Annotated in this window: 23 protein-coding genes and 1 pseudogene; 16 read left to right on the top strand and 8 right to left on the bottom strand. The window is 36.7% G+C overall.

Features of this window, described 5'->3' with window-relative positions:
* The first annotated feature begins 973 nt into the window (after positions 1-973).
* The 9 genes and pseudogenes from GQS55_RS03235 (at position 974) to GQS55_RS03195 (ending at position 9,363) form a co-directional block, all read left to right on the top strand.
* Positions 974-1,846, top strand: a complete 873-nt coding sequence (locus tag GQS55_RS03235; RefSeq protein WP_201294631.1) for a LysR family transcriptional regulator — start codon at positions 974-976, stop codon at positions 1,844-1,846.
* 153 nt (positions 1,847-1,999) lie between these two features.
* On the top strand, positions 2,000-2,506 hold the full coding sequence (locus GQS55_RS03230; protein WP_159817938.1) for a hypothetical protein: 507 nt from the start codon (positions 2,000-2,002) through the stop codon (positions 2,504-2,506).
* A gap of 387 nt (positions 2,507-2,893) precedes the next feature.
* Complete coding sequence (locus tag GQS55_RS03225) at positions 2,894-3,859, top strand: PDC sensor domain-containing protein (RefSeq protein WP_159817936.1); 966 nt, start codon at positions 2,894-2,896, stop codon at positions 3,857-3,859.
* Between the two features lie 183 nt (positions 3,860-4,042).
* Positions 4,043-5,302 (top strand): bifunctional glutamate N-acetyltransferase/amino-acid acetyltransferase ArgJ, encoded by a 1,260-nt coding sequence (gene argJ, locus GQS55_RS03220; protein ID WP_159817934.1) that lies wholly within the window; start codon positions 4,043-4,045, stop codon positions 5,300-5,302.
* 317 nt (positions 5,303-5,619) lie between these two features.
* On the top strand, positions 5,620-6,249 hold the full coding sequence (locus GQS55_RS03215; RefSeq protein WP_159817932.1) for a hypothetical protein: 630 nt from the start codon (positions 5,620-5,622) through the stop codon (positions 6,247-6,249).
* Positions 6,250-6,540: 291 nt separating this feature from the next.
* Positions 6,541-7,089: a hypothetical protein gene (locus GQS55_RS03210; protein WP_159817930.1), complete on the top strand. Its 549-nt coding sequence runs from the start codon at positions 6,541-6,543 to the stop codon at positions 7,087-7,089.
* A 79-nt stretch (positions 7,090-7,168) separates the two neighbouring features.
* Positions 7,169-7,367: pseudogene (locus GQS55_RS03205) on the top strand (IS3-like element ISCps3 family transposase); the annotation flags it as partial.
* A 352-nt stretch (positions 7,368-7,719) separates the two neighbouring features.
* Positions 7,720-8,190 carry a DUF6795 domain-containing protein gene (locus tag GQS55_RS03200; protein WP_159817928.1) on the top strand — a complete coding sequence of 157 codons (471 nt, stop codon included), beginning with the start codon at positions 7,720-7,722 and terminating at the stop codon, positions 8,188-8,190.
* 21 nt (positions 8,191-8,211) lie between these two features.
* Positions 8,212-9,363: a lipase family protein gene (locus GQS55_RS03195; protein ID WP_159817926.1), complete on the top strand. Its 1,152-nt coding sequence runs from the start codon at positions 8,212-8,214 to the stop codon at positions 9,361-9,363.
* Between the two features lie 160 nt (positions 9,364-9,523).
* Here the strand turns inward: GQS55_RS03195 and GQS55_RS03190 are convergent, their stop codons facing one another.
* A complete protein-coding gene (locus GQS55_RS03190) occupies positions 9,524-10,432 on the bottom strand; it encodes a hypothetical protein (protein ID WP_159817924.1) in 909 nt (302 codons plus the stop codon).
* A 613-nt stretch (positions 10,433-11,045) separates the two neighbouring features.
* Between GQS55_RS03190 and GQS55_RS03185 the strand changes: the two genes are divergently transcribed.
* A complete protein-coding gene (locus GQS55_RS03185) occupies positions 11,046-11,714 on the top strand; it encodes an OmpA family protein (protein ID WP_159817922.1) in 669 nt (222 codons plus the stop codon).
* Positions 11,715-11,863: 149 nt separating this feature from the next.
* Here GQS55_RS03185 and speB read toward each other — a convergent pair whose 3' ends face one another.
* The gene (gene speB, locus GQS55_RS03180) at positions 11,864-12,799 is read right to left on the bottom strand and encodes an agmatinase (RefSeq protein ID WP_159817920.1); all 936 of its coding nucleotides are present in this window, start codon (positions 12,797-12,799) and stop codon (positions 11,864-11,866) included.
* A 295-nt stretch (positions 12,800-13,094) separates the two neighbouring features.
* Between speB and GQS55_RS03175 the strand changes: the two genes are divergently transcribed.
* From GQS55_RS03175 to GQS55_RS03165, 3 genes are all read left to right on the top strand, one after another.
* Positions 13,095-14,057: an adenosylmethionine decarboxylase gene (locus GQS55_RS03175; RefSeq protein WP_159817918.1), complete on the top strand. Its 963-nt coding sequence runs from the start codon at positions 13,095-13,097 to the stop codon at positions 14,055-14,057.
* Positions 14,047-14,907: a polyamine aminopropyltransferase gene (gene speE, locus GQS55_RS03170; protein ID WP_159817916.1), complete on the top strand. Its 861-nt coding sequence runs from the start codon at positions 14,047-14,049 to the stop codon at positions 14,905-14,907. The genes GQS55_RS03175 and speE overlap by 11 nt, the downstream gene beginning before the upstream one ends.
* 84 nt (positions 14,908-14,991) lie before the next feature.
* Positions 14,992-15,372, top strand: coding sequence for a hypothetical protein (locus GQS55_RS03165; RefSeq protein ID WP_159817914.1), 381 nt, complete (start codon positions 14,992-14,994; stop codon positions 15,370-15,372).
* A gap of 42 nt (positions 15,373-15,414) precedes the next feature.
* Here the strand turns inward: GQS55_RS03165 and GQS55_RS03160 are convergent, their stop codons facing one another.
* Both GQS55_RS03160 and GQS55_RS03155 read right to left on the bottom strand, forming a co-directional pair.
* The gene (locus GQS55_RS03160; RefSeq protein WP_159817912.1) at positions 15,415-15,621 is read right to left on the bottom strand and encodes a hypothetical protein; all 207 of its coding nucleotides are present in this window, start codon (positions 15,619-15,621) and stop codon (positions 15,415-15,417) included.
* A 1-nt stretch (position 15,622) separates the two neighbouring features.
* Positions 15,623-15,907 (bottom strand): MazG nucleotide pyrophosphohydrolase domain-containing protein, encoded by a 285-nt coding sequence (locus GQS55_RS03155; protein ID WP_159817910.1) that lies wholly within the window; start codon positions 15,905-15,907, stop codon positions 15,623-15,625.
* Between the two features lie 367 nt (positions 15,908-16,274).
* On the opposite strand from GQS55_RS03155, the gene GQS55_RS03150 reads away from it, so the two are divergent.
* Together GQS55_RS03150 and GQS55_RS03145 are read left to right on the top strand one after the other, a co-directional pair.
* A complete protein-coding gene (locus GQS55_RS03150; RefSeq protein ID WP_159817908.1) occupies positions 16,275-16,772 on the top strand; it encodes a (2Fe-2S)-binding protein in 498 nt (165 codons plus the stop codon).
* A complete protein-coding gene (locus tag GQS55_RS03145) occupies positions 16,769-19,024 on the top strand; it encodes a xanthine dehydrogenase family protein molybdopterin-binding subunit (protein WP_159817906.1) in 2,256 nt (751 codons plus the stop codon). Before GQS55_RS03150 ends, GQS55_RS03145 begins: the two co-directional genes overlap by 4 nt.
* A 254-nt stretch (positions 19,025-19,278) precedes the next feature.
* On the opposite strand, the gene GQS55_RS03140 is transcribed toward GQS55_RS03145, so the two are convergent.
* The 4 genes from GQS55_RS03140 to GQS55_RS03125 all read right to left on the bottom strand — a co-directional run bounded on the left by GQS55_RS03140 (position 19,279) and on the right by GQS55_RS03125 (position 24,620).
* Positions 19,279-21,222, bottom strand: coding sequence for a DNA topoisomerase III (locus tag GQS55_RS03140; protein ID WP_159817904.1), 1,944 nt, complete (start codon positions 21,220-21,222; stop codon positions 19,279-19,281).
* 75 nt (positions 21,223-21,297) lie between these two features.
* On the bottom strand, positions 21,298-22,116 hold the full coding sequence (locus GQS55_RS03135) for a hypothetical protein (RefSeq protein ID WP_159817902.1): 819 nt from the start codon (positions 22,114-22,116) through the stop codon (positions 21,298-21,300).
* Between the two features lie 157 nt (positions 22,117-22,273).
* Positions 22,274-22,612: a hypothetical protein gene (locus GQS55_RS03130; protein WP_159817900.1), complete on the bottom strand. Its 339-nt coding sequence runs from the start codon at positions 22,610-22,612 to the stop codon at positions 22,274-22,276.
* A 112-nt stretch (positions 22,613-22,724) separates the two neighbouring features.
* On the bottom strand, positions 22,725-24,620 hold the full coding sequence (locus tag GQS55_RS03125) for a beta-ketoacyl synthase (RefSeq protein WP_159817898.1): 1,896 nt from the start codon (positions 24,618-24,620) through the stop codon (positions 22,725-22,727).
* Between the two features lie 144 nt (positions 24,621-24,764).
* Between GQS55_RS03125 and GQS55_RS03120 the strand changes: the two genes are divergently transcribed.
* Entirely contained in the window at positions 24,765-25,802 is a 1,038-nt protein-coding gene (locus GQS55_RS03120; protein ID WP_236559745.1) for a GlxA family transcriptional regulator, read from the top strand.
* Positions 25,803-25,873 lie beyond the last annotated feature (71 nt).

Raw genomic sequence — 25,873 nt, 5'->3', positions numbered from 1 at the left:
CACGCTTGAATTTATCATGAGTTAAAATAATTCACTTATCGCATGAAATCCTTTCGTTTGTTGAAAGTGCTAGATAGAAATATACTTATTTCAGTTTTTTGAATCTCCCCGATTTTATAAACAAATTGTTTCATTTGCTTTACTTAGAGGACATCATTTGATGTCCTTTTTTTTATTTAATTTTTGGCTTCGCCTTAATTTCAAAAGCCTCATTAACTACTCATTAAATTACTCATTAATAACACCTTCTTGTGTAAATGCTCACCACGCCATTAACAACTATAAAAAATAATCACGAATGTTATAAAATTTTTAACGGCAACATAGGTTAAAATAATTCACCTATCGAGTGAATTCCTTTCGTTTGCTGAGCATCCTAAATAAAAATATACTTGCTTCAGTTTTTTGAATCTCCCCGATTTTATAAACAAATTGTTTCATTTGCTTTACTTAGAGGACATCATTTGATGTCCTTTTTTTTAACTTTCATAAAGCTCTATTAGGTTTAATTAAACCTCTTTTTATTACTTATCAGGAAAAGATGACTAAGCTACATCTATTCACCAAAAACACAGTAAGTAAGTAAGTAGTATCTTCCCCATTACAATTTTAAAAACTTACCTACGCTATAAGATAAAATAACTCACCTATCGCATGAAATTATTTCGTTTGATGAAACGATAAGATAAAAATACACTGGTTTTAGTTTTTGAATCCCCCAGATTGTATAAAGCAAATTTTTTAATTTGGTTAACTTAATTTGGTTAACTTGAAGGACATCATTAAATGTCCTTTTTTTTAAGTTTGCTCAAAATAATGTTGTTAATCCATTGTGCAAGCGCACCAAAATAGTGCAAACATTGCGTTATATGGTATACCTACAAAAACTTTACTCTTAAAATTCAATCAATTAAAAACGGTTTGATTATTGCTATATGTGTTTATCATTTATAGAATAAAGAACACCATGGCAATTCAAACTCCTATACGAGGTTTACGTTCATTTTGTGTAGCTGCAAAATGTTTAAGCTTCAAACATGCTGCAGCACAACTGTTTTTAACGCCTTCAGCTGTAAGCCATCAAATAAAGCAACTGGAATCACAATTAGATTTAACCTTGTTTAAAAGAGGCACAAGATCAATTGAACTTACCAGTGCAGGAAAACAGTTTTATCAATCAATTCAGCCAATAATTCATCAATTAGAGTCAACTATTTCAGAGTTTACTAATACACAAGAAAACAAAACAATTGTGATCAGTTTACCCGAGTTTTTTGCCAGCGAATTATTCATTCCTCAGTTAAGTGAATGGTCTGAGCAAAACCCAGATATTAACCTGCAACTTGAAACAGTAAAGTCAGGCAGTGAGCCATCGCAAATAGCAGATCTTTCTATCGTACTAGCAAATGGAAAACCTAATGCAAGTATTGTTCAGGAATTGTTTCCAATAAGATATGCCCCAGCTTGTAATAAAAAGCTTTATAAAAAGTTAAAGAATTCAGGCTTTAAAGCACTACAAAATACACCATTAATTTTGCACAGAGCTAGACCTTGGTCATGGCATCAATGGGCTGACAACATAGGAATTGATGACTTTGACCCTAAACAGATTATACAATTTGACAGTATGTATGGTGTTGTTAGAGCAGCCCAACAGGGGATGGGTATCGCTTTAGTTCCTTTACCAATGAGCAAAACTTGGTTTAGTGAAGAGCTATTAGTAAAACTGTTCGACGAAGAACTAAATACTAATGACAGATATTACTTAATTCAGCATGAAAATATGGAAAGCAAAGTTGAATTAACAGTATTTGCTGACTGGGTTAAGAAGAGCTTTACGTTATAATATTTAAGCGAATACCTATTTAGTATTACTTCATTCAAATAGGTGAAATTAATTCACTTAACACCTATATTTTTATCGTTTGTCACTATCCCCCCTATTGCTTATATTTAGTGGGCATCAACAAGATGTCCACTACAAACATTAGGAAATATCATGACCATAAAAAACATACCTTATAAAGCATTAATAGCAGGTATTGCTATCAGTTGTTCTGCATCAGCGATGGCTGAAATTAGCACTTTCAAAGTTGCGGTAATTAAAGATACAACAGCATCACAAGAAATTATTTCTGGTGATTTAGAAGCAAGTATCACGCAATTAACGCTTAGCAATAAAAACACCTTTGAAAACAACACAGGTTTATGTGTTGCATACCTAAAAAGTAAAAATGTTGAAAAATCTGAATCTGCATGTACAGCAGCAATTGAATCTATAAGTTCAGTTAGTTCATACGACAAAAAGAAAACTTACTTACAATCACTTAGCTACAGTAACAGAGCAATTGCACGCTATTTAAAAAATGATTTTACAGGCGCAATGGATGACTTAAGTGTTGCTACATCAATTAATTCAAACACTATTACTGCTGGTAACTTACAATTATTGAAAAACAAAATACTTGAAGTAGATGAATCTGCAGACAGCATATTTTCTGAATAATATAACTACTCAATTTAGCACAAGGAGTAAATGATGATTTATAAAATTATTAAGCCCATACACTCTATCATTATGTTTATTGATGAAATGAAGCATCTGTCTATTAGCCAATGGGATATAGACCAGAGAGATGAAGGTAGAATACAAAAATGAAATAGGTAAGAAATGATTAATTCAATAGCTCAGCGGTAACATAAAAACACACGTTCAATAGAAAATTTTTTATGTTACCCTCAATTTCAATGCTTTACAGTACGTTTTTATAAAAGGAATAGTAAACAAAGGGACTCTCCAATAAACTTTTCTCCCCACAATTATTATTAATAACTAACACTTACCACTTTAATACTCTCCCCTATTTCTCTCATAATATTAAGAAGGTAAATTATGAATTATCTTAGTGTAATTGAAAGGTATCATGATTATAAAAATTCAATTCATGAACTGATGGCATCTATAATAGCAGGGACTTTCGATGAAGCTTTTTTTCATGACGAAAAGACCTTAGCTAACTCAATGACTTGGTTGGGCAAAAATTATCCTTTTGTCGATCTAATGTTTACCTTAGACGGTGAAGGTGTGCAATTAAGTCCAAATATTTCCAATAATAACTTCCCCAATAAAGAAGATAATTTAGGCAAAGGTATCGATCGCTCTTACCGTCCTTATTATATAGAAGCCAATAAACAAGACGGCATTATTGTTACTGAACCTTATCTGTCAACATCAAGTCATAACCTGTGTATTTCAGCGGCACTTAAACATGTAAATAAGTCTGGCGAATTAATGGGTATATTAGTGCTTGATATTGACCTTGCTCATGCCATTGAATTTTTAATGGGTGACCGAAAACGAAAAAAATTCCACCCCTTCTTCACGGTTATCTACTCTTTAATTGTAACGGGTCTATTCTTTATCGTCGGTATTCTTTTATACTCTGCTGGTGTTGAAATAGTAAGCTTAATTATTGCACCGACACCTGAAAACATTCAGCTCAAACCCTTTGGGATTATCATATTTCTCACCTTAGCATTAGCAATATTCGATTTGGGTAAAACCACTATCGAAGAGGAAGTGTTAATGAAGAAAGATATCTTCAGACATAGCTCAACAAGAAGAACAATTACTCGATTTATGGCCACAATACTCATCGCGGTATCAATTGAAGCATTACTGTTAATGTTTAAATCTGTTCTTGGCGCGCCTCAGTACTTAACGAATGCTGTCGCCATGATGGGCGCATCAGTAGGCTTGATGATTGGCTTAGGTATTTATGTTTATTTAGGCGCTAAGGCTGAAACCTTATTGATGAACAATCACTTAAGTAATAAATCTGATGTAAAAAGTAACTAACGCAATTTGAAGCCAGTAACATAGTGTTGCTGGCTTTATTAGCACAGGCTTTATCAACTAAGTAAATTAAACTCCTGCCATTTTATTGCCCTAAAAAACCATATTTAACAACAATATTACTTTGCATAAAAAATCATTAAAGCGTAATATTTATTTACTTTTTTATGTTGATAACCTCTTTTTATGCCTGTTAACTTACCTGAAATCATTCCCGCTTCACTAAATCCAATTGAAGGTATTCGCCTAGGTTGGGCTGAATCAAATATTAAACAACCAAACCGCAAAGACTTACTTGTTATTGAAATTGCTGATGGTAGCGCTGTTTCGGGTGTTTTTACCCAAAACCGTTTTTGTGCTGCCCCAGTAACTTTGTGTAAAAAACACTTCAATGCCGTAAAAAATCAAGTTATACCAAGTATTAAAGCATTAGTGATAAATACCGGTAATGCTAATGCAGGTACTGGCGAGCAAGGAATGAATGACGCCATAACAACGTGTGAGCAATTAGCCGATATTATGGCCATTCCCGTACAATCTATCTTGCCATTTTCAACGGGTGTTATTCTAGAACACTTACCAATGGATAAGCTGTTAGCCGGTTTACCTCACGCAGTAGCTAACTTAACTGCAAATAACTGGGCCGATGCAGCGTCAACCATAATGACAACAGATGTGGCACCGAAAGCTTATGCTACCCAGGTAAACGTTCAAAATGAGATTGTAAACATCACCGGTATATCGAAAGGCGCCGGTATGATTCATCCGAATATGGCGACCATGCTAGGTTATGTCGCTACTGACGCTAATATTACCCAAACGTTATTAGACGAAATCACCAAAGAAATTGCTGACTTATCCTTTAACTGCATTTCGGTTGATGGTGATACCTCAACGAATGACTCGTTTATTGTTATTGCTACCGGAAAAAGTAGTGCGTCTGCAATCACAGATCGTCAAAGTGAAGGCTTTACCACTGTCTTTAATGCGTTGCTTGAAACAGCACAATACTTGGCGCAAGCCATTGTTCGTGACGGTGAAGGTGCAACCAAGTTTTTAACCGTCACCGTTAAAGGTGCGTTAACCAATGATGAAGCCAAAACTATCGGTTTTTCAATTGGTAAAAGCCCACTAGTTAAAACCGCGATGTTTGCCTCTGATCCTAACTTAGGCCGAGTATTAGCTGCCATTGGTTACGCTTCAAGAGAATGTGCGTCGTTAGAAGATTTAGATACAGCTGAACTAGAATTATATTTTGGTGATGTGTTAGTTGCTGAAAAAGGCGGCCGTGCAGCCAGTTACAATGAAGATGATGGACAAGCTATTATGAACGAAGCTGAAATTGATATTACCGTACAGCTACATCGCGGCAATGAACAAGCCACTATTTGGACTTGTGATTTTAGCTATGACTACGTCAGAATTAATGCTGAATACCGCACCTAGTTTCAGATAAGCACATATAAAATTATTTACAGTAACGCAATTTATGTTCGATGACCAAGCTGGTTTAATACACAGTAGAATACACAGCTTGGTGCAATTCCTTCTTTCTACAAGAAAGAGAGCAATACGCCTTCTTTCACACATCAACCAGTAAGAGCTATTTTTTTAACTTATTGATCTGTCGATAACAATCAAGTAATCTTTTTAGATTATAAGAATATGATGGATAAACTTAGTGTGTAGATACAAGGAAGTTTGCCTCATAGGAAGCTGTTAGGCCTACTGTCAGTTTTTGCACTTTGAATTAAGGATTTATCATGACAATGATTATTGGTATCAATTTGGATGAATATATAATCGTAGCTGCTGATCGTCGTGAAGTATGTATGCAAGATGGGAAAGTAGCTTCAATTACTAGCGATGAAATAAATAAATTTGTTAAATGGAATGGTGGAATAATAACAGGGTGCGGATATGTCCCATTACTTAGTGATTTGAAGTCGTATTTAAAGACTACTGAGATTACTAATACCAATCAAATTGTTGCACTAACAAAGCAATCAGTTTCAAGTTTACCTTCTTATGCTAATGCTTGGAAAAATCAAACTCATTGGATGTTCAGTTATCTAGCCCCTGGAGATGAAAGTAATGAGTGCCGTTTGGGTTATATCAAATCAGGCTCTCCTGATGAAGTTCGCATGCTTTATCCTATGACTTCTACAATTTGGGCGAAATTACCTGATATTGAACAAAGGCTAAATTATTTAAATGAATCTCTTAAACCTCTTTCTGCCAGTAATGAGTTTAACGACAATCTTCAGTACCATCTTGGTTTAATCGATGATTTATTCGCTTATGCGTCTACAGTGGATCAAACTGTAAGTAGAGAATTTGATTATTATATTCAGTGTCATAATGGTGAAGAGTCTTTAAGTAGGCAGGCCTAACAAAGTGCATTAAATCGGAACAAAAACAGTTGGCTATGTTTCGCTCCTCAACAATTTTAGCCAACAATTTTTATCCGTTTATGCGGGCGTTGAGGCTGTAGAATCTCTCCAAAGTAGAAAATGGCGGATGATTTTTATGTTTATACAGCCCGTAAATTTCACTTTATAGTGGAATATTGCCTCAGACTTCACGTAGCAACGCAATTTGAGGCTTAGTTTTTAATAAATGCTGAGGCTGTTTTTTCTAAAATAGAAATTCTACAGCCCCGTTATATTTTTAGGGAAGTTTTGGTGCAAAAATTAGTAGTAGTTACATGTTCAATCGCCGCACTTATAGGGTTTGGGTTGTGGTTCCGGAGTGAACCTTCTTTTGAACCTGCAATAGGGTTAATTGCGGCAATTGGTGGGTTAGCCCACAGTTACTGGCCTAACGTTACAAAAAAGTATACATCAAAAAGGTTAAAAGGCCGTCAATCCTTTGATTATAGTAATAATAACGGTCTATTCATTGTAGGTTCTGACGCACTAAAATTTGAAACCAAATGGTCAAAAGCTAGTGGTGACTCTATTCATATATATAATGACCCAGCTTCAATTGAAGGTGTTGCATTAGTAAAAGGCATTCCCGCTATAAATATGATATCAAATGCAGCTAAATACGATTTCTCATCGAGGAGTAGAACCCCGCAAGAAGGCGACATTATCGTTTTAAAAAACTCTTTCGGGAATTTCGCTGTAATTAAAGTAGTCGATATAAAAGATTCTACTAGAAGCGATGACACCGATGAATTAACCATTGAGTATGTTATCAACCCAGACAAAAAAGTGGATTTCACCTAAAAATATAAGGCACTTAAACGGAATTTGATCTTTCCCCGCTTTAACGGACACCAAAATCTAACTAAAGGTGAGGGGTTCAATGCCAAAGTACAACAATCCAAGACGAACTTCACAGTATTCATACGAGTTAGAATAAGTTTTAAGTCAACGCTATTCAACTGAATTTTGTTGTTGGCGTTACAATCAAAGCTGTCGCAGAAAAACCCGCCCCCCCCCTTATTATGCTGTCACGATGGCGAAAAGAATATCATGATGAAATAATTGTGGCAGATAAACGTTAGCGATATGACTTCAACACCGGCTTTAATTGTAATATTTCTTGTTCTCTCTCCAAGTTGTCGGCGTTGATCATAATAAAAAAACTGCTAGCACGGCTAGTAACCTTAACCGTCAAAACCTACTAACCTATTGTTTAAAGTGCAATTAAAAAATTAAGCAGGACAGTCGCTCAAATTTGAACAACACAGACTTCTCAACTAAGGTTAATAAATAACCTGTAAGTGAGATAAGCCTGAGTCATGGTGTCTATTTTCCTGCGCATACTTTAACCAACATCCAAAAACTTGATTGTGAACTTATTTTATTCTATGTAGTATTATACGCACGCACTTTCATTATAAGGATATAAGCATGTTTGGCTTTTTTAAAAAATATGATGCGCATTTATGCTCTGCCGTATCAGGCCGAATACTCAACAAGGGAGAACCTTTAGTAGGCGTTAAAATTGAACGTGAACTTTATTATATTGATGATAAAACACGAGAAGACAGCACACTAACCGATGAAAACGGTTGTTTTAGCCTACCGGAAGTTAATATACGTTCAAAAGCACCTGGATGGTTGTTCGCTGAACAAAGAACCCAACAGCATATCACAGCTTATTTTTCAGATAAAAGTTACGTACTTTGGTCAACCTCATTAAAATTGATTCAACCAATACCTGCTTACAATATAAAGTTATCTCAATTAAACGCCGATTTATCAAATAGTGAGATAGCATTTACTTTTAGAAATGAAGATAACTCTAATATGCCTCATGCTGCTTATAGCATTTGTCGTTGGGAGTCAGATTGTAAAATACAACAGATCATTGAAGATTAAATAATTATAAGGATATTCACCATGCGTGATTTAACACCAACATTAGCGGTAACTCTTGCTGATGCGGCATACGATATTAAAAATAAAACTGGAGATAGTTACAGATCAGCAGCATTGATAACATTATCTAACGACTTTGAGTTCAACCTATCAAATAACGTTGTGCAAGGGGTTAGCGGCTCTTTTATGGAGCACCTTCTAGGACATAAAACAGGCTTTGCTATTATTGGCACAGGTAAACAAGGAGGCAACTATAAAGGGCATACTGTTATTGCTCTGCGCGGTACAGCTAGTAAACGCGATGCAATAACCGATGCACATTGTGGTTTAAGTACAAGCACGAATAACTTACCTGCCCATGCTGGGTTTAATAAAACCTTTAACTCGATTAAGCCCAAACTCGAAGCGTATTTTAACAAAAACACAACAGGCCCAGTACATTGCGTTGGTCATAGCTTAGGTGGCGCATTAGCACATTTAACGGCTAACTGGTTGCACAACAAGCAAAATAATCGCCCTATTAGTTTATATACTTTTGGCGCACCGCGCGTAGGTTATGCAAATTTTGCAGATAAAACGAGTAACAGTTTACACAGGGTGTTTCGTTGCGTACATGCAGCAGACCCTGTGCCATTATTACCTTTTTGGCCTTTTGTGCATACTCAAGGCGAATATCTGTTAAATGCAGGACCAAACATTACAGCAAGTGCTCACCGTATGGCAGGTAATTCACCTGGTTATATAAACACTGCCAGTGGCTTTAAAAGCTTTGCTACCATTAATAAAAGAAGCGACCATAGACACCGAGAACAAGTAAGGCTTGATTATGAAAAACGTCACCAAGCCAGCTTTACCTCACAATGGGCACATCGTTTAGGTGCTGCATTATTTACTTTGTTGCGAGATACCGAATCTTTATACGAAATTCAGCATATGGTAACTAGCAGTTTAACCTTTTACGATAAAGTAGCTATATTATTAACCAAAATAGCTAAAATGCCCGGTCGCTTCGCTGAGCAACAAAAAGGGATGTTGGGTCATATGTTGGTGTTTGCTGGTAAAGCAGCTGTATCTATTACCGATATGACGTATAAATTTATACGCTGGGTTTTATCCGTTACCCTTGATAAAGTTGTTCAAGTTGCAGGTGTTGCAGTGAGTATGGTCAAATAAAGTTCAATAAATCGAAAGGCGATTAAATCGGGTAGCCGGAGGTTTCTACCCACAATATAAGCGACTGTTCGAACTTATTTGAGTCAAAAATTGTGGATGTAATCAAGTCGGCAGAGTTATGTTCACAAGTCACTGCACTTAGAACTGTTATAGGCGATTATCACAAGAGCTTTACCTGTGTTACATCATAATCGCGAGCAAGCCAAAATGTATCGTTACATTTATCGAAGAGTGTTAACCACCTCTTATTAATGTTACCCAGTACCCGCTTGGGTGTTAAGTTTATAACAAAGCTTTTATCACCCGATAGAGAATAAAAATGAATGCTGTATGGGCTGAAGATTGATTTAACCATAAGGTGTTGTTTATCTGAAGAAAAGCTTCCATGACCGTGTTCTGTCGGAGTTACATTAAAGATACCGTCATCATTTAGCTTCATTAAGTGCGCTGATTGCGATGGGCAAGGCTCTATTTTGTGCGATGGGCAAGGCTCTATTTTGTGCGATGGCGATGGGCAATTTATAATATGCACAAGAGGTCTTTCATCAAAAAAGATGTCGTTACACTCGTGATACCAAGCGGTATTGAACGGATAAGTATACATTGGTGAATAATGAGCGAGGTTGTTATTTAAACTTATCTTTGAAATAAACCGTCCTCGCCTTTTATAAAAGTAGTCTTCCAAAATTACGTAGATTGTACTCGTTTTTTCATCCATGTGAGCTTTTACCGGTGACGTTGAACGCTTTTCAGCATCCAACGGTAACGATTTTGCGAAGGGATATGTTTGAAAGTGGTTATCTGAGAACGCATACGTAACAACACTATCGGGGAAAACACAGCCGAAGCCAGTGTTAGTTGTAAATAAGGCCGCACATGAAAGCTCTCCCAGCTTGTAAGATATCAAGAAGGGTAAAGTATCAAAGCTACCGTCTTCCAGTACAATAAATTGATATCCGGTATCCTTGCTCCAACTCAAAGCTACGCAGCGATCTTCACGCAATGCAATCATGTCTACGATTGCCATTGGTAGTTGATATTGAGGAGTGATAGTTGATTTAGGTGGCATAACTATTCCTTTAGTTGCGACGTCGCACAAATTGACGTTTTTTAAATTAACACCTTATATTACCTATGTTACAGGTGGCTTTCAGAGTGGACAAGTGTGTTAATCAAAAATAAAGGATAACAGGGACAACAGGGACAACAGGCAACGATATGCTCTTCCCCCGCTTTAATGGACACCAAAATCTAACTAAAGATGAGGTGTTCAATGCCAAAGTACAACAATTCAAGACGAATTTGGAAGTATTCAAACGGCTTTAATTGTAATATTTCTTGTTCTCCTTCCAAGTTGTCGGCGTTGCTCATAATAAAAAAACTGTTAGCACGGCTAGTAACCTTAATCGTCAAAAATATACTAACCTATTGTTTAAAATACGATTAAAAAATAAATTAAACTAATGCACACCAATACTATCCATAGTAATCACCCATTGTTTTACCGCAACACTGTACGTTGTAGTTTAAAAAAACATCAAGTCATTCTAAGGGCAAATAAAGGATAACTTTATATAATAATGCTAATATAGTGATGCTTTAATCGAGATTATCTTCGCAAACCCTTTTTAGCACTCCATTTTTAGCACTCTATTTTACACATGAATTATTTAAGGAAAAAAATGAAACACTTTACACTTCCCCTAATTGCTTGCTTAGCGTTAAGCGCATGTTCAACTTTCGACCCTTACACAGGTGAAGAAAAAGCGACTAATACTGCTAAAGGTGCTGGTATTGGAGCTGGTGTTGCAGCCGTAGTTGCCTACATAGCTAACAAAGATGAAGATGATATAGGTAAACGAAATCGCAGAATTTTACAAGCAGCAACCGGTGGCGCGGCTATTGGTGGTGGTATTGGGTACTATATGGATACCCAAGAAGCTGAATTAAGAAAACAATTACGCGGCTCTGGCGTAAGTGTTGAGCGCGACGGTGATAACATTAATTTAATTATGCCGGGCAACATTACTTTTTCTTCTAGCAAAGCGAATATTGAACAAAATTTTTATTCAGTTTTAGATTCAGTTGTTTTAGTTTTAAAAGAGTTTGATAAAACCTTAATCGTTGTAGCTGGCCACACCGATAGTTCAGGGTCTGATGCATTAAACCAACGGTTATCAGTACAACGCGCGCAATCTGTGTCTGGCTACTTAGGTGCTGCTGGTATTCTTAATGATAGAATTGAATCTATTGGTTTTGGTGAAACACAACCTGTTGCGAATAACAGTACGGAAGCCGGTAAAGAACTTAACCGCAGAGTAGAAATAACATTATTGCCGGTTACGCAATAATAACACTTTGCAGATTTAAGCTAGTATTACATTTTTAATGTGTATTCAATAAAGGCCTGATGATAGTTAAATCATCAGGCCTTTTTTTATCATAAGGCAATGCTAATATACTCACCACCATCTTACTTAAGGTATTGATTTATTAGATGTTATTTACTTTCATTTAAACAAATAAGTAATTCACGTACAACCTTCGCTGCAAATACATCACTGTTACCTGTCGCATCAATGACCGGTGAAAGCTCAACAACATCACAACCCACAAAGTTCTTTTTGAATAGTATCTTGCATAAACTAACAAATGAGTGAAAGTCTTCACCACCCGGCTCAGGTGTTCCTGTGCCTGGGAAAAAGCTCGGATCAAAATAATCTAAATCTAATGTTAAATAGATAGGACGGTCATCTGCAATGGCTTCAACCGCGGCTAAAAAATCATTTCGCGATGGTTGAATGGTTTTATGCTCGTGCATCCATTGATATTCTTCTTTTGTTCCCGAGCGAATTCCATATTGAATCAGTTGATGTTCTTCACCAAAATGGTCAAGTATACGGCGAATAATAGAGGCATGTGAGTAATGAAAATCAAGATACCCATCACGTAAATCGGCATGCGCGTCTAAATGCAATACCACTAAATTAGGGTATTGTGCTAAATAGGTTTTAATAGGGCCATATGAAATAGAGTGCTCACCACCAAGTACTAATGTACGTACTTGTGAGTTTGGTAAGTCTATGTCATTAAATAACTGACAAAAATCATCGGTAGCACGTTGCCATTGTAGTTCTATCGCTTGATGTTCACTTTGACTTGATTGGCTTGGCACAGTAGATAAATTACCTAAATCAACAAAAGAAAAATCTTCAATATCACGGTTTAAATAAGGCGAGTAGGTTTCTATTCCATCGGATACTTGTCTTAAGGCATTAGGCCCTGCTTTAGTTCCTTTTCGAAAACAGGCTGTGCCGTCAAATTCAAAACCAATAATGTGCGTGGTATTCGTATATATTGCCGGTGTTATTTCAGCGCAACTAAACTCGATTTCAGGTAAGGTTAGGTCGATATCTATTTCTTTTATTTTTTTCATAAGCGGTAACCCTAAATATTTTGGCAATTATCCAAATAAAATGAAAAAAGTATAGTTTTATTTAACAAAAATAGGTAAGTTTTTATACTCGCTTTTAATTCTATTATTTTTCAATAGCGCTAATAGCCTTACTATGACATTGATACAAATTTTAATTACGATTGACCGAAAATGTTAATTATAAAAAAGTATTTATTGTAAAAATATTTTTTGTTTGTACAATGACCGCCGCAATTTTTATGTCTATTTATTTTAAGTTTTTGAAGTGCTTTAGGCAAGTTTTAAGGATTTACTTTTGTTTTTTGAAGGCTCAGAAAAAAAAGCTGAAGTGGTCGTGGATAACACAAAACTTTCACTACTTAACGATATCAGTAATACATTTTGGCAAGAACTTGTTGAATGTTGTAATGCCCAAATTTTATCTTCTATTGAAAATGAGCACTGTAAAGCGTTTTTGCTTTCTGAATCTAGCTTATTTGTTTGGGATGACCGATTTTTAATTCTAACCTGTGGCGTTACGCAATTAGTGAACTCCATTGAATATTTTATTCAAAACACACAACCCGAAGATATTCTTCATGTTACTTACCAAAGAAAAAATGAGTATTTTTCTAATGCACAATTAACTTCGTTTGGTGACGACATTAAATTATTATCGAAATACCTAACCGGTAAAGCCTACCGTTTTGGTGAAATATATAGTCATCATAATTATGTATTTCATCAAGATAATGAATTTCAAGCTGAGCCTGACGACACCACTTATGAGTTACTGGCCTATCAAATCAGTGAATATGCCTCTAAAAAATTAACAACTAAAGGGTTAAGTACGCAAGAAATACGAGATTTTTTCTGTATTAATGAGTTGTTACCTGGTTTTGAAATTGATGATTTTGTCTTTGACCCTTATGGTTATTCACTTAACGCTATTAAAGGTACAGATTACTATACTATTCATGTTACACCTCAAGCAGGTAGTAGCTATGTTAGCTTTGAATCAAATCTGGATTTATTTACTATAGCGTCAAAAATTCTTGATATTCTTAGCCCTTCTTCTTTTGATTTACTTGGCTTTAATGACCCTCAATTTTCAAAAAAAGTAACGACTACGATTAAGAGTCCTTATATAAGTAATTCATTAGTCAGTAAAACGTTAGACAATGGTTACCTCGTTTGTTTCGCTAGCTTTATTACACCCGAAACACAATATTCAACACCACTAGCGCTAGATCTTACCGGAGAAAACCATGCACTCTGATTTATGGGTAGAAGAAAAATTTTCTGACTTTTTAGGCTTACGTTTTAAAGTAGAGAACGTATTATTTTCAGGTAAAAGTGACTTTCAAACAGTCGATATTGTTGACACCAAAGGTCATGGAAAAATGTTACTTAATGATGGTTTAATTATGGTAACTGAGCGCGATGAGTTTGCTTACCACGATATGATTTCTCACTTACCTTTGTTTGTTCACCCTAACCCTAAAAACGTTTTAGTGATTGGTGGTGGTGACGGCGGTACAGCACGAGAAGTAATACGTCATAGCAAGGTTGAAAAATGTACCATGGTAGAAATTGACGCTATGGTGGTTGACGCTTGTAAGGAGCACATCCCACAAACAGCTAGTGCGCTTGAAAATCCCAAAATCAATTTAATTATTGGTGATGGTGTAGAATTTGTTAAAAATACTAAAGAAAAGTTTGATGTGATTATTGTTGATAGCACAGATCCTATTGGCCCTGCACAACCATTATTTGGTGAAGCGTTTTATCAAGATGTTTTTAATTGTCTAACCGATGACGGTATTGTTGTGTCACAAGGTGAATCGTCTTGGTATGCCATGGACATTCAACAATCATTATTAAGCGTATTAAATAATGTTTTTGATCAGTGCTTTTTATATAGCTTTAGTAATTTAACCTACCCTGGTGGTTTATGGAGTTTTACTTTTGCGACTAAAAAACATCACCCAATTAATGATTTTAACCCACAACGTGTAATTGATAGCGGTTTAGACTTTGATTATTACAACCATCAATTACACACCGCGGCATTCGCTTTGCCAACGTTTGTTAAAAAAGAATTGAAAGGTCTAATTCAGAACGATTAACATAGCCATATTTTCTGGCATTTTTTCTGGCATTTTCTTATTAAACGAGAAAGATTAGGTTTCGTTATATTTTTCGAGGTTTTAATGAAGTCACACGGCTCTTATACATTAACAGTTAATAAAAACACCCTTACTTTTGTGGCTTATGATTCTTGGAATTATGAAGCCGCGATAGATTGGGGACAGGAATTAAAAAAACTCGTTATTCAAATGAACAATGAGCCTTGGGCATGCTTAGTAGATCTGACTCAATGGGAGTTAATAACACCTGATGCCAGAAGTTATATATCTGAACTATATTCATGGTTAAACAATCAAAATTTACAATATTTAGCGGTTGTTTTTGGTCTTTCTATCCAAAAAAGCTTACTGGAAGAAACCTATAAATTATTTACCAATGTAGAGATAAAGTATTGTGTTGATTCGACCGAAGCCAACAATTGGTTGAACAGTGTTGGCTTTTAACAATATAGCGAAACGATAGTTCGAACTAAATAATGACCCTGATTATTTTTCAATAACTTCGTCATGCTCTCGTTTATAAACTTCGTAAGTTTTTTTATTCCTTGTTAAGCAATCATTAAGCTGCTCTTCTGATGAAGCATTTTTAACGCACTCACTTTTTTGATAATCTTGCCCAGCTTGGTACAGTTCTTTATTACTACAAGCGTTTAAACAGCATAAAAGAATAAAGATAAATAAGAGTTTAACCATGTTATTTTTCTCTGCCTCTTGTACCGCGTTGCTCGTTAATCATCATTTTTTTAGTGATCTCTTGTTCCATATCTATCCCTTGCCAATGAGCAATATCAAGCACTCTAAGAATAATATCAGCAAGCTCTTCACCAAAAGCATCCGTTGGCTTTTCATTTCTACATTCATTGATTGCTTCGCCCACTTCAGAAGCAACCAGTGCTAACGCTTCTAATGTGGTTTTATTATGCCAGCCCATTTCTTCAACCCATTCATAATTCTTCTTAGCGGTATCGTTAATCCTCATTGTTCTTATTCCAAGCAAGGTAAATTAAAATAAATAATACCCTATTAAGAAAATCAACAGTATCGCTTTTATGACAGGTTAAACGATGACATTTGACCTTATTAACTCTAGGGCTTTTCACCCAGAACCTCATAACTAACACCTGAAAATCAAGGCTAGTTTGACTGTAAGATAAAGTACGCGTATCTTTAGTTTATTCAACCTCATTTAAAATCCCTTACAAAGTCTTACAAAGTTTAAGAGGTGAATCGCTAGTACACTAAATATTAGGTTTAGTACTATACGGTTAGAGACGTCAACAGTTCCAATCAAGCAATGTAAGCAAAGCGAAGCATAATCGTTTACTTACGACAATGGAGAGCAAATCATGATTACGTTTACCGTTAACGGTGAAACTCGTAAGTTTTCAGGCGACCCGACTACGCCCGTACTCTGGTATTTACGGGATGAGTTACAACTAACAGGTCCTAAATTTGGCTGTGGTATGGCACAATGTGGTGCGTGTACTGTTCATATAAACGGTGAGGCACAACGCTCATGTACATTACCTATTTCTGCAGTTTCAGGTAGTAAAATAACAACTATTGAAGGCTTAAGTGAAAACGGTGAGCATCCTGTACAAAAAGCTTGGATAGAACATAAAGTGCCACAATGCGGTTTTTGCCAATGTGGTCAAATGATGCAAGCAGCTAGTTTACTGGCAAGCAACCCTACACCTAGTGATGATGAGATTGTACAAAGTATGTCAGGCAATATTTGTCGATGTGGTACTTATCCTCGCATTCATAAAGCGATCAAATCTGCGTCTAAATCAATGGCTGGTGTTGCTTATTATGTTCCTGAAAAAGCAGGAGAAGAAGCATGAGCCAATATTTTGATTTAACCCGTCGTAATTTTTTAAAGTCTAGTGTCGCAGTAGGTGCTTTAGTCGTTGGTACTTATTTTACAGGTGCAGCGCCTAGAGCAATGGCTGGTGTACTTGCTAAACCATCAGAATCATCAAAAGTAGCTAATTTATTTGTTGCCTTACGTCCAGATGGTGTTGTTGAAATCACCTGTCATCGTTCTGAAATGGGTCAGCAAATCCGTACTGCAATCGCACAAATTGTTGCCGATGAAATGGAAGCTTCTTGGGACAAGGTTGTTGTTATCCAAGGTAAAGGCGATCCTAAATACGGTGACCAAAATACCGATGGTTCACGCAGCATTCGTTACAATATGCAGCGTTTACGTGAAATGGGCGCAAGCGTTCGTCATCTTATGCGACAAGCGGCAGCAACGCGCTGGAATGTGTCTATAGATTCATGTTCAGCTGAGCAGCACGTTGTTACTCATACATCAGGAAAAACCCTAACTTATGCTGAGTTGGTCAATGATGCGTTAAACATTACACCGCCAGAAGCAGATAAAATTCCGCTTAAAAAGCGTAGTGAGTGGCGTTACATTAATACCGCCATGGAACATGTCGATTTAAAAGATATAGTAACAGGCAAAGCCACGTTTGCTGCCGATGTACTAGAGCCGAAAGCGCTTATCGCAATGATTGTTCGCCCTCCTGTTGTTGGTGGCAAAGTTAAAAGTTTTGACGCAAAAGCTGCCAAAGCAATAGAAGGCGTTGTAGACATAGTAGAAATCCCTGCACCGCAAGGCGCACCTATGTTTCAGCCTAAAGGTGGTATTGCCATCATTGCCAATAATACTTGGGCAGCCATGAAAGGCCGCAAAGCATTAACAGTGGCATGGGATGACGGTAAAAATGGTGACTATAATTCAGAGACCTTTAAAGAGAGCTTGTTAGCTACAGTGGCATCGTCGCAGTCGTCTGTGCGCTCAATCGGAGATGCTGAAAGTATTCTAGCAAAAGACAGCGATAAGCTAGTGGCAGATTACTATGCACCGCATTTAGCTCAAGCACCAATGGAGCCGCCTTGTGCTACAGCAATGTATTACAAAGACCGTGTAGACGTGTGGGCTGCAACACAAAACCCGCAAGCAGATATGGCAACAGTAGCTGCCATGGTTGGTATGCCACAAGAACAAATTAACGTTCACGTTACTATGTTAGGTGGTGGTTTTGGCCGTAAGTCTAAGCCTGATTTCTCAGCAGAAGCTGCTTATCTTTCAATGAAAACGGGTAAGGCTATTCGTGTTCAATGGACGCGTGAAGATGATATACAACATGGTTTCTACCATGCAGTTTCAGCTCAACACATTGAAGCGTCGCTAGATAAAAATGGCAAAATTGAAGCATATTTACACCGGACTGCATTTTCGCCTATTACATCGACCTTTCAAGAAGGCGCTACCAAAGCTGGCAGCTTCGAGTTACGTTTAGGATTTACCGATAACCCAATTAACACACCTAACATGAAGTTAGAAAACGGTGAAGCCCCAGCCAAAGCGAGAATTGGTTGGATGCGGTCTGTATCGAATGTTTTTCATGCATTTGCTATACAGTCATTTATCGCCGAAGCAGCTCACAAGGCTGGTCGCGATCAAAAAGACTATTTGCTTGAAACCATCGGCCCTGACCGCATTTTAGATATTACTGAGCAAAATGGCGAATACGATAATTACGGCGGCGATAAAGCTATTTATCCGTTAGATATTGGTAGGTTACGTCATGTCATTGAAAAAGTTGCTGAGATGAGTAAATGGGGGAGAAAGCTCCCTAAAGGCCGAGGTTTAGGTATAGCGGCACATCGAAGCTTCTTAAGCTACGTGGCCACTGTGGTTGAAGTAGAGGTTTCAGACAGCGGTGAACTAAAAATCATTAAGTCATGGGCAAGCATTGATGCCGGAACGGTAGTCAATACGGATACCGTAATTAACCAAGTTCAAGGTGGTTCTATTTATGGCCTTACTGCTGCCATTAGTGAAGGGATTACTTTCGATAAAGGTCGTGTGCAACAAAGTAATTTTCACGACTACCTCGTGCCACGTATGAATGACGGTCCATTAGAAATAGATGTGGAAATTATTCAAAGTGATGCGGCTCCAGCCGGTGTTGGTGAACCTCCCACTCCTGTTTACGCCCCTGCGTTATGTAATGCTATTTTTGCCGCATGTGGTAAACGCATTAGACAATTGCCTATTGGAAATCAGCTAAAAGCTTAGACGCTATTAGTATAACCGCCTGCGACTTAACATAAGGACGTAGGCGGTTTATATCTCTTGTTATACTTGTTAATTAACAATGATATTTAATACCAATCTCACTAGTTATGTGATCATTTCTACTTGCTAAAACAACCAACTACATCGTTATTTATTTAATAATTAGAACAACTAGTTATTGAAATAAATGCCTTGTATTAGGCGATTTTTTATACGTATAAAGTTGTTCACTTAATTAAACTGGTATAACAGTCTCACCCTACTTTTTTCATTGCGGGTTTTCTAGTAAATTTTCGCTTAGCGCCAGCTTTTCTTTTTGGCTTAAAGGCCACTTTAGGTAAATTTGAAAAAGGTTGTTGGCTCGCCTCTGAAATCATCTCAGTAATAGTACTAATTAGAGGGTCCATAAAACTGACATAGCTGGCATTTCGCTCTGAAATAGCCGTTAATGTTGACTCCCATTGTGCGGTCATATCAGGTAAGGTTGCTTTTATCGGCAGTGCATTAACAAGTGCTTTGCCAACATCAGTGGCAATAATTTTCTTCCCTTGTCGCTGTAAAAAATCACGTTTAAAGAGTAAGTCAATAATCCCTGCACGAGTAGCGTCGGTGCCTAACCCATCGGTATCTCTTAATACTTTTTTAATATTCACATCACTAACAAAACGAGCGATACCTGTCATAGCGCCTAGCAGGGTAGCATCGGTAAAAGACTCTGGTGGAGAGGTTTGCTTTTCAATTAACTCCCCTCGCTTACAATGCAACACTTGTCCTTTTGTTAATGCCGGCAAAAAGGTATCTTTTGGCTCTGACGATTTATCATGCCGAGGAAATAGTACCTTCCATCCTTGTTGCTGTTCAACCTTAGCACTGGTTGCGAATAACCCACCCGCAATTTTTACCGTTAACTTGGTTTGTTGATACCGATAAACAGGATAAAACTGCGCCAAATATTGTCGCGTAATTAATAGATAAATGTTTTTTTCAAACGAATTTAAATTAATATTATTAGGTGATTTTTCTGTTGGGATAATGGCATGATGTGCAGTGATTTTTTTATCATTCCATGCATTACTTTTAATCGTTTTATCTGAATTTTTTGCTTGAACATTACAAGGTAAGTTAGAAGCCGCTAACATATTGATAATACCTGGCGCTTGTTTCAGCTGCTCTTTAGGAAGATAACGACAATCTGAACGTGGATAGGTAACAAGTTTATGTTTTTCATAAAGCGCCTGACAAACATCTAACACTAACTTTGCGTTCATTGAAAACTGCTTAGCAGCAGAAATTTGTAAGCTAGATAAGTTAAAGGGTAAAGGTTGGTTTTGTTGTTTTTGTTCTGTCTTAATGTCTTCTACAATAGCGGGTTGATTATTAATTCTTGTAACAACATTTTCAGCTAACCCTTTAACTAACACCCGCCCTTCTTCATCACAATATTGCTGGCATGCTTCACTCGGTTGCCATTTAACAGTAAAACAATCATTGTTATCTTCTGACTCATTAAGTGCTAAATGCGCAAGTACTTGGTAATAAGGTTTAGAGATAAATTCCGCGATTGCTTGTTCACGTCGAACAACTAATCCTAAAATAGGCGTTTGTACTCGCCCTACTGACAAAACACTATTATAACCCTGCTTTTGCCCTTGCAATGTATATGCTCGGGTTAAATTAAGACCATACAGCCAATCAGCTCGTGAACGTGCTAATGCTGAGATTGATAGTGGCATGAAGTCTTGATTGTCTTTAAGGGCGTTAAGCGAGCGTTTAACGGCAGGTAAATTCAAGTCACTAATTAATAGTCGTTTAACTCTTAATTTTTTAGCTTTAGATACCTTAAAAAAATCAATAACTTCATCAACTAATAGCTGACCTTCGCGATCAGGATCACCTGCATGAATAATATCATCAGCTTGTTTAACAAGCTTACGTAGTGCTGCTAACTGGTCACGTGTGCGAGCAATAGGCTTTAACTGCCATTGCTGAGGGAGCATAGGCAATGTTTCCATAGACCACTTTTTAAATCGATCATCGTAATCTTGAGGATCAGCTTGTTCTAAAATATGTCCTACGCACCAGCTAACAACATCGCCATTAGCGACTTCTATATGGGTCTTATGATTTTTATGAGGTTTAGGAAGTGCTGCGGCAATAGCTCGTCCTAAACTAGGCTTTTCAGCAATATATAATTTCAAATATAAGGCAGGTGTTATCAAATTATATATTAAATATAACCCATACACTGTATTTGTGTACAGTTATTTATCATCTTATCTTTTAGGCATTATTTTATCTTGTACTTTTTTCATATGTTCACGAAAATTTTTATCAAATTTACTTTCACCACAGGCAAAAAAAGACGTTGATGCTTCTACTGGGCTACCAAGAAACTGTTCTCTTTTTATTATACAAGTACCATTATCATTTTTAGTAATTGAAATGTCATTAGACATTCTTGCTGTATTTTTTTGTCGTATTTCTTCTTCGCTTAATTGTTTATCCGAATGAGGAACCGGTATTTGCTCGCCATGCATCATCGAAGGTGATCTAAATTGTTGTGACTCTGAAAATTCTTGCGTAAGCATTTTGTTATTAAGCGAACTTCGCAAATTTTGAAGTTGTTGATAACTTGAAAAAGAAGGTGTGGCTGACTCTTTTTTTGTCACTTTGGGCTTAGGTTTAGATGGTATTACTGGTTTAACTAGCAACTCAGCTTTACTCGAGCTATTTATTTGTGACTTGTTTGCAGTAAGGTTAACGTTCTTTTTGGGTGATGACGCAATGAGAGGATCTTTTAGAGTGCTTTTCACTTCATCTTGTTTTTTAATTGCTTGGCTTAACTTAACCTGTTCAGTTGCTTTAATATCACTAGGCTTTTCTTTAACTAAGATAGGTTCTTTTACTGCTACTTTAGCAGTCATTTTATAGAGGTAACTCTTGATCGCTTTATGAGTAATATTAACCTGTTTAGCTTGTTTTGTTTCTGCCGTAAAAAGCAGTAATAACAGTACTACGTGCACTAGTAGCGATAAAAAAATAGCAGTAGAATGCTTTTTCAATAAAGGGCCTATAACACTAGAGCCTCTCATTGATGATGACTTAGCAAAATTTCCTTTTATTACCAATCCATCTAATAACAAATACTATATTACCGTTCTACATTAGGTTTTATGTAGACCCAATGACTTTAAGTTAGTTCAATTCGGTTCAGCTTAGTTCAGTTCAGTTCAGTTCAGTTCAGTAACATTATTTACTTGCCATACCTCGTCTATACGAGTCTATTATGGCGACTACCCAGATAATAATTAGCACATAGATATTCATATCTAATGCCTGCCCTTCAACACCAGACATAGAATTTGATAATGATGCTGAAATAACTGCTGAGTCTAAAGCTATTTCTCCACTGGTAATTTGATCAACTATTGTCTCTGCTTTAGCGATAATTTCACTGATAACAAAATATAAAGGTATAGAGAAAATACCAGCAAAAATAACACCCATCAGTGACTTTTTAAGAAAAAAATGCCCTACTCCCGGATAGACAAGCGCAGATAAAAGCGCTGCTTTGATTGATTGATTCATGACTTTACCTTTGTGAGATGTACTACATTATTTAAACAAAAAAGCAGCCGTAGCTGCTTTTTATTTATCAATTAAAAATATCTTAAACCGAGTTCAGGTTATCTAAGCTGCATTACATCATATCAGCAAATGGGTTTTCCGCAGGTAAAGAAATTTTATTTTTAAATTCTTTAAAGCTTAAGCTGTGATCATTAATTTCAATTTCATTTTCATCAAGTAAACCTTCACCAAATTTATAAATCACATCAAACTGACCTTGGTTTGCACGTTGACGATATTCATTTTGCGCTTGCTCAACAAGCACTAGCTTTTGCTCATATTCGTTCATCGCTTGTTCGCCATAACGTTTCTTCATCATTGCTATGGTAACTTTAGGTGAAAGTACCACTGCCGTAGCATTATTACCGCCAAAGCCTTTTGAGTTAATAAAAGCAGTATCCATATCACCACAATGCCAATGCTCAATCGCAATGTTTAAACGATCACTGTGAACATCGTCAGCTATTTTATCAATTGTTGTGATGCCAGGCATAATATTGTCACTAAAAATACCTAATGCCATCGCCATTTGATCGCCACTTGCAGGACCAATAGTATGGCCAACAAATGCTTTAGGTGCTGCTACAGGCCAATTATTGATATCAAAACTGGTCGCGATACGATCATAAATTAATGATTCAGTAGTACGATTTTGTGGTGTACTTGAACCATGTGCCAGAATAAAACTACGCTCTTGTAATGACTCTTTACCGAGAATATGTTGCGCTAATGCAACCGATTTTGCCATCGTAATATAATTACCAGGACCCGGTGCAGTTATCGACTTTTTATAACCGTCAGCATTAACAAAAACACCCGCAACAGAAGCCAATACTTTAGCGCCCATTTCAAGCGCAAGTTCGTCATCCATTAATACAACAAACTGTGCTGCTTCACCGATAGTAAAGCCACAATTATTACCAAACGGACGACTAGTACGTCGGTGATCAACAGTTTCACTTTGATCCAATTTTTGCAAACTTTTTTCGTTCGCTAAGGCGCTCATATTACCAAAGCCTTCAATAACTTCAGGCGTAATAGGCGCTTCTGCGCTACCAACAACAGCAACACGTACTCTACCCGCTTGAATATCTTGTACTGCTGATTGCAGATTATAAAGAAAAGTTGCACATGCCCCTGATGACGTCGATGTAGTGCCAACATTACCAGTGACATAGGCATTAATAAAATCAGTCGACATAGAGTTTAGCCCTAATGCTAATTGCTTAGTACTTACTCTAGAGCCAGTTAAACGGCTTTTTAATAAACCACCTAAGCCCTCTTGCTGCATCTGTCCAACAATTGAAGCAGAGTACGTTCCTACTTGGTCTGGACTGATTTTATCTAAAATAGCATCCCATTCAATACCCGTTGAACGAATAGCATCCGTAGCAGCAAAAATTGTAGCTTGTAATCCGCGTGGCTGATAATGGCTATTATAAAGAGTGCCAGGCTCAAAACCGGTTGGCATTTGTCCTGCAGCTTTAATAGGATTATCACGATATGCGTCATGAAATACTGTCAATTCTTCTGGAATTTCAACTCGAACATTCCCATCGCCAAGATCAGTAACCAACCATGTATGCGGAAGCGGATGAGGTAGCTCTTTAGTACGTAATTCAAATGAAATATTGCTGTCTGTAGGGCGTATATTCATTTTTTGGTGCCAATGCGTTGCATCAACATCAAAGTGATTCTTTTCAATTTTTCTAATTAATGTTCCATCAAGGATTTGTTGCCCAAATTTAGCTTCAACTTCATTTACAGCAATAACATTTCCGTCCTGATCAACTAATTGATCATCCTTCATCGACACTAACTTCATTAAGCTAGCTAAACCCACAAACGTTTCTTCACGCGCCTGCGCATTTATTTTATCGATAACGATACGGCGAAAACCTTGATGAAATGATGTTCGGCCAGCGGCATTAATACCACCCATGCCAATAACTACAGGTAATGATGTCATGTAAATAACCTTTAATACGATAATAAAGTAACGAGAAAGAACCAATTTAATAGCGCTAGTTTATAGTTAAGAGGAAAAGATTAATATGTTAAAAAGGCCATAAAATATGCCATAATGGCCAAAAGAATTTATTTAGATAATCACATGTCCGTAGAAAATAATAATGATTCAAAAACAAGCCAATTAAGAGTGAGTTTAGTTATTTATCAACATGTACTGGCCACAGGATTAACACTTCCCCTTGAAATGTTATTAGCTGGTGAAGCCTTTGCTCGTCGATATGATAAATCAACAATAAAACTTACAACCCAACTAGTTAGCCAAGAAAATAAACCTATTTCCTCACGCGCAGGTATTCAATTATTACCGGATATTGCCCTTAATGATTTACCTAACGATAAGGATTACGTACCCGATATAATTCTCATACCAAGTTTATGGCGTAATCCTAGACCAGTATTAAGAAAGCACGAAAAATTAATTGCTTGGCTTAAACACTGCTGGCAACAAGGTTCGATATTACTGGGCGTAGGTACGGGTGTTTGCTTTTTGGCAGAATCGGGATTACTTGATGATCATAGTGCTACAACACACTGGCATTACGTTGATCAATTCAAACGAGATTATCCTAAAGTTAAAATTAAGCCTGATTTTTTTATTACTCAGTCAGAGCGTATTTATTGTGCAGCAAGTTTAAACGCATTAGCTGATATTATTGTTCATATTATTCGTCAAACTTACGGAAGAGCTGCAGCACAAAATGTTGAAAGTAACTTTTCTCATGAAATTAGAAAACCTTATGAAGAGCAGCGATATTTAGAAGGCGCTGTTGATCGACATGCCGATGAATTAATTGCACAAATACAATTTTGGTTACGTACTAATTTAAGTAGTGAACTGAGTTTAGCCGAGCTAGCTGAGCAATTTGGTTTAAGCCAGCGTTCATTTACTCGCCGCTTCAAAACAGCTACAGGTATGCGTGCAACAGAATATTGGCAACAGCTAAGAATAGAAGCGGCTAAAGATTTACTTGCGTCGAGTAACCTATCCATACAAGAGGTTTCTTACCATGTTGGTTATCAAGATCAAGGGCATTTAACTCGTTTATTTAAACAAAACTTATCATTAACGCCAAAAGATTATCGCGCAATGGTTAGAAAGAAACTGTTTAGCCAATCGTAAAGTATCTTTCGATTTATTGTCGTGTTTCTTTACATTGTTCATAAAAAAATAAAAAGATAAAAACTAAAGCA

The sequence above is a fragment of the Colwellia sp. 20A7 genome, assembly GCF_009832865.1.
In the GTDB taxonomy this organism is placed as follows: domain Bacteria; phylum Pseudomonadota; class Gammaproteobacteria; order Enterobacterales; family Alteromonadaceae; genus Colwellia.
This window is presented reverse-complemented; position numbering and strand designations above follow the sequence as displayed.

Bases quoted from the DNA above. Each gene is read 5' to 3' on its own strand.
- GQS55_RS03160 (WP_159817912.1), bottom strand. From the start codon at position 15,621: ATGGTTAAACTCTTATTTATCTTTATTCTTTTATGCTGTTTAAACGCT.
- speB (WP_159817920.1), bottom strand. From the start codon at position 12,799: ATGAAAAAAATAAAAGAAATAGATATCGACCTAACCTTACCTGAAATC.
- GQS55_RS03155 (WP_159817910.1), bottom strand. From the start codon at position 15,907: ATGAGGATTAACGATACCGCTAAGAAGAATTATGAATGGGTTGAAGAA.
- GQS55_RS03215 (WP_159817932.1), top strand. From the start codon at position 5,620: ATGACAATGATTATTGGTATCAATTTGGATGAATATATAATCGTAGCT.
- GQS55_RS03230 (WP_159817938.1), top strand. From the start codon at position 2,000: ATGACCATAAAAAACATACCTTATAAAGCATTAATAGCAGGTATTGCT.
- argJ (WP_159817934.1), top strand. From the start codon at position 4,043: ATGCCTGTTAACTTACCTGAAATCATTCCCGCTTCACTAAATCCAATT.
- GQS55_RS03150 (WP_159817908.1), top strand. From the start codon at position 16,275: ATGATTACGTTTACCGTTAACGGTGAAACTCGTAAGTTTTCAGGCGAC.
- GQS55_RS03165 (WP_159817914.1), top strand. From the start codon at position 14,992: ATGAAGTCACACGGCTCTTATACATTAACAGTTAATAAAAACACCCTT.
- GQS55_RS03185 (WP_159817922.1), top strand. From the start codon at position 11,046: ATGAAACACTTTACACTTCCCCTAATTGCTTGCTTAGCGTTAAGCGCA.
- GQS55_RS03195 (WP_159817926.1), top strand. From the start codon at position 8,212: ATGCGTGATTTAACACCAACATTAGCGGTAACTCTTGCTGATGCGGCA.
- GQS55_RS03145 (WP_159817906.1), top strand. From the start codon at position 16,769: ATGAGCCAATATTTTGATTTAACCCGTCGTAATTTTTTAAAGTCTAGT.
- speE (WP_159817916.1), top strand. From the start codon at position 14,047: ATGCACTCTGATTTATGGGTAGAAGAAAAATTTTCTGACTTTTTAGGC.
- GQS55_RS03200 (WP_159817928.1), top strand. From the start codon at position 7,720: ATGTTTGGCTTTTTTAAAAAATATGATGCGCATTTATGCTCTGCCGTA.
- GQS55_RS03135 (WP_159817902.1), bottom strand. From the start codon at position 22,116: ATGAGAGGCTCTAGTGTTATAGGCCCTTTATTGAAAAAGCATTCTACT.
- GQS55_RS03130 (WP_159817900.1), bottom strand. From the start codon at position 22,612: ATGAATCAATCAATCAAAGCAGCGCTTTTATCTGCGCTTGTCTATCCG.
- GQS55_RS03120 (WP_236559745.1), top strand. From the start codon at position 24,765: ATGTCCGTAGAAAATAATAATGATTCAAAAACAAGCCAATTAAGAGTG.
- GQS55_RS03125 (WP_159817898.1), bottom strand. From the start codon at position 24,620: ATGACATCATTACCTGTAGTTATTGGCATGGGTGGTATTAATGCCGCT.
- GQS55_RS03225 (WP_159817936.1), top strand. From the start codon at position 2,894: ATGAATTATCTTAGTGTAATTGAAAGGTATCATGATTATAAAAATTCA.
- GQS55_RS03190 (WP_159817924.1), bottom strand. From the start codon at position 10,432: ATGCCACCTAAATCAACTATCACTCCTCAATATCAACTACCAATGGCA.